This window comes from Pseudomonadota bacterium (assembly GCA_016927275.1).
Classification (GTDB): domain Bacteria; phylum UBA10199; class UBA10199; order 2-02-FULL-44-16; family JAAZCA01; genus JAFGMW01.
Map to the genome: position 1 here is coordinate 1 of JAFGMW010000049.1, position 8,845 is coordinate 8,845.

Here is an 8,845-nt window from a genome sequence, read left to right on the forward strand (position 1 = left end):
TATATGCTCCGGCGTCCGAGGCGCAGGCGACGAGACGGCGTGTGAGGCGAGGAGCCGTAGCGAAAGAAGGATATCAGATTCGATGCCAGGACCCGCCTCATCCGAAAAGAGGAATTAATTATGCCGCTGGTTGTCTACAATACGATGACGCAGAAGAAAGAGGAGTTCGTGGCGCTTGCGCCGCCCAAGGTCGGCATGTACGTGTGCGGCATCACCGCGTACGACACCTGCCACCTGGGCCACGCGCGCGCAGCCGTGGTGTTCGACATGATATACAGGCACCTCAAACACCGCGGCTTCGACGTGACGTACGTGCGCAACTACACGGACGTGGACGACAAGATCATCAACCGATCCAAAAAAGAGGGCCGATCCTGCACCGATATCTCGGAGCAATATATCAAGGAGTACGAGGAGGACATGGCTGCGCTCGGCGTGCTGGACCCCGATGTCAAGCCAATGGCGACCGCCCACATCGCTGAGATGATCGCAACGATCGAGCAGCTGATCCAGCGCGGCATCGCCTACGAGGTGGATGGCGACGTCTACTTCTCGGTGCGCAAGTTCCCGAGCTACGGCAAACTCTCGAAGAAGAACATCGAGGATCTGGAGAGCGGCGCGCGCGTGGAGGTGGACGAGAGAAAGAAGGACCCGCTCGACTTCGCGCTCTGGAAGAAGGCCAAGCCTGGAGAGCCCAGGTGGCAATCTCCCTGGGGCGAGGGCCGACCCGGCTGGCACATAGAGTGCTCTGCCATGAGCTCCAAGTACCTGGGGCAGCCGTTCGACATACACGGCGGAGGCCGCGATCTCATCTTCCCGCACCACGAGAACGAGATCGCGCAGGCGGAGGGCGCCTGCGGCTGCCAGTTCGTGCGCTACTGGCTGCACAACGGCTTCATAAACATAAACGCGGAGAAGATGAGCAAATCTCTCGGCAACATCACCGCGATCCGCGAAGTGATAAAGCACCACGACCCAGAGGCGGTGAGGCTGTTCATCCTCTCCTCGCACTATCGCTCGCCTCTGGACTATACCGAGAAGGCGCTCGCAGAGGCTGGATCATCGCTCGATCGCTTCTACGAGACCGCTGAGAGGCTCCATGCGATATATCCCGGCAAGTCCGTGTCCGATGATCCAGGCGGGTTGAAAGAGGCAAAGGAACTCCGCGAATTGTTCACTCAGTTCGACGAGCGCTTCGACGCGGCCATGGACGACGACTTCAACACCGCTCGGGCGGCAGGGCTGATATTCGAGGCGGTGAGGCTCGTGAACAGGTTCCTGGACAGCGAGCAGTGCCCAACCCCGTTTGCCGGATGGGCGGTGCTGCAGTTCTCGCACATGCAGCAGATAGCAGGCGCGGTGCTCGGCGTGTTCGGCTCCGATCCCGCAGCCTATCGCGAACGCACCCATGCCATGGTCCAGGCCAAGTCAGGCGTGGACACGGCGGAGGTCGAGCGCCTCATCGCCGAGCGAAAGGCCGCTCGCGCGGCCAAGGACTTCAAGCGCGCAGACGCCATCCGCGACGAGCTCGCGAAGTTAGGCGTGGAGTTCAAGGACAAGCCCGACGGCACGACCGAATGGAAACTTAGATAAAATCCAAGCACCAAATCCCAATGACCAAACAAGCATCAATAACCATGCACCAAATTCCAACAAAGCCCAGGGTTTTGATTATTGGAAATTAGATCATTGGAATTTATTTGGTCATTGTTATTTGGGATTTGAAATTTTAGTTCATGACAATATTCAATCTTGTTACAGAATTCACCCCAAAGGGCGATCAGCCCAGGGCGATAGAGCGCCTGACCGAGGGCGTGCTTGCGGGGAAGAAGCATCAGACGCTGCTGGGTGTGACGGGCAGCGGCAAGACCTTCTCCATCGCCCATCTCATCGCCAACACAAACAGACCCACGCTCGTGATGGCGCCGAACAAGACGCTAGCAGCCCAGCTCTATGCCGAGTTCCGCGATCTCTTCCCTGAGAACGCGGTCGAGTATTTCGTGAGCTACTACGACTACTACCAGCCCGAGGCGTATCTCCCTGCGCAGGACCTCTACATAGAGAAGGACTCGGACATAAACGAGCGCATAGACAAGCTGCGCCACTCGGCCACGCACTCGCTCCTCACGCGCCGCGACGTGATCATCGTGGCCAGCGTCTCCTGCATCTACGGCCTGGGCAGCCCGGAGGCCTACCAGAGCATGATGGTGAAGACGGCCAGGGGCGAGACGATCGACCGCAACCGGCTGCTTCGCCGCCTCGTCGACATCCAGTACCAGCGCAACGACATGGACTTCCACCGCGGCACCTTCCGGGTGCGGGGCGATACGGTCGAGGTCATCCCCGCCTACGAGGACGCCAAGGCGGTGCGCTTCGAGTTCTTCGGCGACGAGCTCTCCCGCATCATGGAGATAGACGCGCTCACGGGAAAACCGATTCAGGAGCTCTCCGACGTCACCATCTTCCCCGGCAGCCACTACGTAACGCCAGAGGAGAGGATGAAGCAGGCGATGGGCGCGATCCGCGACGAGCTGCGCGAACGGATCCAGCATTACGAGAAGGGGAACAAGCCCCTCGAGCGCGCGCGCATAGAGCAGCGCACGATCTACGACCTGGAGATGATGGAGGAGATGGGGTTCTGCAAGGGCATAGAGAACTACTCGCGCCACCTCACCGGCCGCGCACCCGGCGAGGCGCCGCCCACCCTCATGGAATATTTCCCCTCGGACTTCCTGCTCGTGCTGGACGAGAGCCACATCACCGTGCCGCAGATCGGAGGCATGAGCCGCGGCGACCGGGCGCGAAAGGAGACGCTGGTGGAGTACGGCTTCAGGCTGCCCTCCGCGCTCGACAACAGGCCGCTGAAGTTCGAGGAGTTCGAGAGGCTCACGAACCAGGTGGTCTACGTCTCCGCCACTCCGGCCGATTACGAGCTGCAGAGATCGGGGGGGCTCGTGGCGGAGCAGATCGTCCGCCCCACGGGCCTCATCGACCCTGAGCCGGAGGTGAGGCCGGTGGCCGGACAGGTGGACGACCTGCTCTCGGAGATAAGAAAGCGCGTCGAGCTGGAAGAGAGGGTGCTGGTGACCACCCTCACCAAGCGCATGGCCGAGGAGCTCACCGAGTATTTCAGGGAGAGGGGGGTGCGGGTGCGGTACCTGCACGCCGACGTGGAGTCGCTGGAGAGGATGGAGATCCTGCGCTCGCTGAGGCTCGGCGAGTTCGACGTGCTGGTTGGCATCAACCTCCTGCGCGAGGGGCTCGATCTCCCCGAGGTCTCGCTGGTCGCGATCCTGGACGCCGACCGCGAGGGGTTTCTGCGCTCCGCCCGCTCGCTCATCCAGACCTTCGGCCGCGCCTCGCGCAACGTGGGCGGCAGGGTGATCCTCTACGCGGACAGCGTTACCGACTCGATGAGGCGCGCGATCGACGAGACGATGCGCCGCCGGAAGCTGCAGGAGGCCTATAACAAAAAGCACGGCATCACCCCGGAGACGATAAAGAAGAAGATCAGCGACGTGCTCCACTCCATCTACGAGCAGGACTACGTGACCCCGGCAGGGCCGGGCGAGGAGTACGTCTCCGATGACGAGATCCCGGCCCTGATCAAGAAGCTTCGCAGCCAGATGCTCGCTCATGCCAAGCGGCTGGAGTTCGAGGAGGCGGCGCGCCTCCGCGACCGGGTCTCGGAGCTCGAGGACCGCCGCGTCGGTTTGCAGTCCTAGTCGTCGTCACGAAAAAATGTACGGCCCTGTCTCGCTACGGTTCGTCGCCTCAGACGCCGTCTCCTCACCTGCGCCTCGAACGCCGGGCATATAGGCTACTGAAGCCGGCGTTCTCAGGCGCCGCTCAACAGGGCCATCCATTTTTTCGAGCAATATTCCGAGTCCCGAGTTCCGAGTCCCGAGTTCCGAGTCCCGAATTCCGTGTCCCGAGTCCCGAGTCACGAGTCACGAGTCACGAAACCCTTCTATTAGTCCCGGAATTATGCTAATCTGCCCGAAATCATCGAAGGGGGAGAATATGAAACTCGCTCGCGCCTGCATTCCTTTTATGACGCTCGCGATGGTCCTTGTTGCCGGCTGCGGCGGCGGCGGGGGTGCGGACCTCACCGGCCCTGTGCTCGATATAAGCCAGGTCACATCCATAGTCCTCGACCAGCTCTACATGAACGGCGGCATGGAGGACGAGTACGGCGGCAGGGGCGAGTTCTCGGTCTACATACGGGACGCCGCCACCGGCCAGGACGTGGCGTGCACGACCCAGGAGGACGGGATGGATGACCTCGGCTCCGAGGGGGTCTACTACGGAGGGCTCGGCGTCCCGTTCAGAAAGGTCGAAGGGGTCTCGGTGGACTCGGTCGCCCGATTCAAGCTCATGTTCGTCGAGAAGGACGCGGGCGCGTGCCCCGAGCCGATAGGCCCCGAGGACGACCTGGCCGGCGAGTCGCGCGAGCTCACCTCTGATGGGCTGCTCGATGGGATGATATGGGCCCAGAACGGCCGCGCGGCGGCGATGCTCAGGCCCAAGTCGGACGGCCCGATGAGCGTTCGCTCCATGGCGCCTGCGATGACCGCCGGGCTCTACATAGACAGGCTCTACTTCGATTACGAGGCGCCGGACGGCCAGAGCCCTCGCTTCTACATATACGCCGAAACCCAGGGAGGAGCCCAGTGCCAGGTCTCCGATGCATCGATGAGCTCCATCAGGGCGGGCAAGACGCTCTATGCTGCGCTGGGATTTCAGCTCCCGTGCCTCGACGGCACGGATCCTGAGTTTCCCGACATCAAGGCCAGGCTCGCGCTCTACGCTCAGGAGGGATCAGGCCCCAAATTGATAGGGGAGACCGAGTTCGCCTGCGTGGGGGATCTGGTCGGCGAGAGGGCCGAGTTCACCAACGGCGACGGGTATGTGACGTTCAGGAACATAAGCCCGGAGCATTTCGGCGCGCCGGTTGCGAGGCTGGCCGACCTCCTCGCAACGCAAATCACGGGCCTCGCCTTCACCGCGGGGCGCCAGACCGCCGGGGCGCTGGAGGTCCATGTGATCGATCCCGCGAGCGGCAACACCGTTGCCTGCGCAGGGGCGAACCAGGGGCTCATGGGGATCGGTCAGCCCGGCGACTACGACGGGCTTGCCGCATCGTTCGTCGCAGCGGGCTGGGAGCGGGAGCTGTTCGGCTACGCCTCGATACGCTTCGAGCTCGTCGAGCGCTCCGACAATCTCTCCTGCCCTGCTTTGGCCAAATGGGACCTGCCGATTCTGGCCGCGACCGGCGGGCTTTCACCGACCGATCTCAAGATGGGGCGGGCGAGTTTCGAGGGGAGCGGCGGAGAAATTGAGTTTGCGGCCTCCCCGGCCAATTAATTCCTTGATATTCAAGGCGAATTTCCGTATATTGCTCAGGAGGAATGGGGGTTTTTTCTATAATTCCAACAACTTAGAGGGCTTTCGCCTGAGGCACCGAAAGGAGCGTGTATGAAAAGGCTTGCCATCGCAATTGCGCTCATCACCATGGCCCTGGCAGTGCCGGCAAAGGCATTTGCCGCCAATTCGGGCTATGACGGCGGGTTCTTCATCGCCAGCGACGATCAGGAGTACCTGCTCAAGCTGACGGGCAGACTCCAGACGAAGTTCTATTACCAGAACTCGGCGACCCAGCAGAAGCAGCTCTCGTTCAACATAAGGAGGGCGCAGCTCAACATCTTCTCCGAACTGCACGACATCGTTTCCATGGGGTTCACGCTCAAGCACGCCATCACCGACGTGGGCACTCAGAACTTCCAGACCGTCCAGGTCACCGGGGCGTTCGCTTCGATAGAGTTAATACCCCAGTTCGTGATGACAGTCGGCATGGTCGGCCTTCCGCTGGACATGATGTCCGAGACGAGCTCCGCCTGGTATCTGCTGCCCGAGGCGCCGATAACCAACACGCAGGACGACGGGATCTCGAACCTCACCCCCCTGCGCCCAAGCTTCGGCGTGCCCGACGGCCTGGGGGTCAATTTTTCGGGAGGATACTGGAAGTGGTACTATTCCCTTTCGTTCGTCAATGGCTCCGAGTCCAACTACGTGATCAACCCGGACATGAAGATGTCGTTCGGGTTCCGCACCGGATTCAACATACTCGACCCGGTGCCCGGCAAGATGACCGACTTCGACTGCTCCGAGACGCCCAAGCTCACGGTCAACCTCGGCAGCATGTACCAGGGGAAGAGGACCGACCCCAACACCAACGCGGACATAAAGTACCTGTGGACCTCGTCGCTCGGCGTGGGGCTGCGCTGGGGCGGGTTTGCCTTCACGACCGAGGGGTACTATCGCCGCACAAGCATCACGAGCCCAGGCACCACCGTTGTCTGGAGCAGGCCCAAGCTCACGGACATAGGCTACTACGCGGCCGCGGGCTATTACATACTCCCGAAGAAGCTTGAGATCGCGGCGCAGGCGGGCCAGATCATCCGGCAGGGGCCTGACAACGACTCCTGGCAGTTCGGCGGCGGGTTCAACTACTACATCTTCGAAAACGACCTCAAGCTCCAGGCCGCCTACACGCTCACGACCGACTTCGACGACATAACGGGCACGCAGACCAACAAGATACACAACGCCTCCCTCATGCTGTCGTCGCTGTTCTAGAGGCCGTGACTCGTGACTCGTGACTCGTAACTCGTGACAGGTGAACAAAAGGCCGGGATGATATCCCGGCCTTTTTTGCATATCATTGGTGAGGCTTCGGGTGGCGGCGGGTCGGGGGGCAATAAATGAAATTCCAAATCCCAAGCACCAAATTCCAAACAATGACCAATAACCAAATTCCAAATGCCAAACTCCAAACAAAACCCCTTGGTCATTCGATCATTGAAATTTGGAATTTATTTGGAATTTGAGATTTGGTGCTTGGAATTTATTTGGAATTTGAGATTTGGTGCTTGGAATTTGTCGAAGGGAATGATCCGATGACAGGAACCGAAGCCAAAACGATTCAAACATGAAGCAGCTCTCAGACAAAATTAAATCCTTTCCCCGCAAGCCGGGCGTCTATCTATTCAAAGACAAGGCAGGCGACGTGATCTATGTGGGCAAGGCAAAACGCCTGCGCGATCGAGTGGCATCGTATTTCAGAGACGAGCCCGCCCGCATCGCCTCGCGAGCAGCCTACGCCGCCGCAGGCGAAGCTCGCGTGGCGGGCGGGAGGCCGCAGCTCAAGTTCCTGCTCAAGCGCACCGGCGATATCGACTTCATAGTCACGGACACGGAGAAGGAGGCCCTGCTCCTCGAGAACACGCTGATCAAGAGGCACCGCCCCCGCTACAACGTAAACCTCAAGGACGACAAGACATACGTCTCCATAAGAATCGGCACGGAGCACCCCTCGCCCGGCATCTCGCTCACCCGCAGGCCCACGAAGGACGGCGCCTCGTACTTCGGGCCCTACGACTCCTCGCTCGCTGCGCGCGAGGCTGTGGAGCAGATCGTCAGGTACTTCCTCATCAGGACCTGCTCCGATCGGACGTTCGCGAACCGCATCCGCCCCTGCCTGAAGTACGACATCGGCCGATGCAGCGGACCCTGCGCGGGCAAGGCGAGCGCAGAGGAGTACGCCCGCCGGGTGGACGAGGCGGTCATGTTTCTCTCGGGGAGGAGCGCCGAGCTGCTTCGGATACTCGAGGGGGAGATGGCCGAGGCCTCCGAGGGCATGCGCTACGAGGAGGCCGGCAGGTTCCGCGATGCGATCGAGATGCTGCGCACCGTGATCGAGAAGCAGTCCGTGGTCAGGCACGCAGGCGGCGATCACGACGCGGTGGGGATCGCGAGGCAGGGCGCCAGGGCCGCGATATGCGTGCTCAAGGTGAGGAAGGGGGCGCTCACCGGCCGTCGCTCCTTCATGGCAGGGGACCCCGCATCCGGGGACGCCAAGGCGGTCGAGGAGTTCCTCCTGCAGCACTACGCAGAGAGTTCGGAGATACCGCCGAAGATATTCGTGCACGCAATGCCGGAGGGCGCGCGCGCGGTGGAGGGGATCCTGTCCGAGCGGCGCAGCGGCAGGGTGCGGATATCGTCCCCTGCGCGAGGGGAGATGCGCAGGCTCGTCGCGCTCGCGCGAACCAACGCCCGCGAGGCGTTGGCGCTCAAGGCGCGTTCGCGGGGCGCGGCGGAGATACTGGAGAGGATCGGCCGCGCGCTCAAGCTCGGCAATGTCCCCGAGGCGATCGAGTGCGTGGACATATCGAATTTGAGCGGCAGGGAGGCGGTGGGCTCGATCGTCCATTTCTCGTGCGGCGAGCCGGACAAGTCGCGCTACCGCATCTACAACATACAGACCCTGGACACCCCGGACGACTACGCAATGATGCACGAGGTCATCTCGCGAAGGTTCCGGGCCGACGTCTCGCTGCGCGGGGCGGACCGCGAACGCACGCCGCCCGATCTCATGCTCGTCGACGGCGGCAAGGGCCAGCTGGCGATAGCGCAGCGCGCCCTTGCGGAAAACGGCGCCGGCGTGCCTGTCGCCGCTATCGCAAAAGGTGAGAAGAAAGGCCACGCCGACCGGGTCTTCATCCCCGGACGCAAGAACCCCATAAATTTCAGGCGCGGGTCAAAGGAGCTTTTGCTCCTCATGCGCATACGCGACGAGGCCCACCGCTTCGGCGTCAATGCCCATCGGCGCAAACGCAGCAAGGCTGCGCTGGGCGGGTGAATCCCGAACGTCAATTTTTTGCCGCTCCGCGGCGTTGTTTTCAAAACGAGATTTTTACGCCCTGTTGCTCGAATCTAAAATATTGTAATATATCATTATGTTGTGGATTTTGCCGTTTTCGGACCCTTTGGCCGGTTTATTGCA

At 61.3% G+C, this 8,845-nt stretch carries 5 protein-coding genes; all 5 read left to right on the forward strand.

What is annotated here, in order from left to right; all coding sequences use genetic code 11:
- Window positions 1–120 precede the first annotated feature (120 nt).
- Window positions 121–1,593 carry a cysteine--tRNA ligase gene (locus JXA24_03205; GenBank protein ID MBN1282763.1) on the forward strand — a complete coding sequence of 491 codons (1,473 nt, stop codon included), beginning with the start codon at window positions 121–123 and terminating at the stop codon, window positions 1,591–1,593.
- 143 nt (window positions 1,594–1,736) lie between these two features.
- Window positions 1,737–3,725 (forward strand): excinuclease ABC subunit UvrB, encoded by a 1,989-nt coding sequence (gene uvrB, locus JXA24_03210; protein ID MBN1282764.1) that lies wholly within the window; start codon window positions 1,737–1,739, stop codon window positions 3,723–3,725.
- Between the two features lie 298 nt (window positions 3,726–4,023).
- A complete protein-coding gene (locus JXA24_03215) occupies window positions 4,024–5,367 on the forward strand; it encodes a hypothetical protein (GenBank protein MBN1282765.1) in 1,344 nt (447 codons plus the stop codon).
- A gap of 111 nt (window positions 5,368–5,478) precedes the next feature.
- Window positions 5,479–6,639 carry a hypothetical protein gene (locus tag JXA24_03220; protein ID MBN1282766.1) on the forward strand — a complete coding sequence of 387 codons (1,161 nt, stop codon included), beginning with the start codon at window positions 5,479–5,481 and terminating at the stop codon, window positions 6,637–6,639.
- A 352-nt stretch (window positions 6,640–6,991) separates the two neighbouring features.
- A complete protein-coding gene (gene uvrC, locus JXA24_03225; protein ID MBN1282767.1) occupies window positions 6,992–8,701 on the forward strand; it encodes an excinuclease ABC subunit UvrC in 1,710 nt (569 codons plus the stop codon).
- Window positions 8,702–8,845: the final 144 nt, after the last annotated feature.

Bases quoted from the DNA above. Each gene is read 5' to 3' on its own strand.
- JXA24_03205 (MBN1282763.1), top strand. From the start codon at position 121: ATGCCGCTGGTTGTCTACAATACGATGACGCAGAAGAAAGAGGAGTTC.
- uvrB (MBN1282764.1), top strand. From the start codon at position 1,737: ATGACAATATTCAATCTTGTTACAGAATTCACCCCAAAGGGCGATCAG.
- JXA24_03215 (MBN1282765.1), top strand. From the start codon at position 4,024: ATGAAACTCGCTCGCGCCTGCATTCCTTTTATGACGCTCGCGATGGTC.
- JXA24_03220 (MBN1282766.1), top strand. From the start codon at position 5,479: ATGAAAAGGCTTGCCATCGCAATTGCGCTCATCACCATGGCCCTGGCA.
- uvrC (MBN1282767.1), top strand. From the start codon at position 6,992: ATGAAGCAGCTCTCAGACAAAATTAAATCCTTTCCCCGCAAGCCGGGC.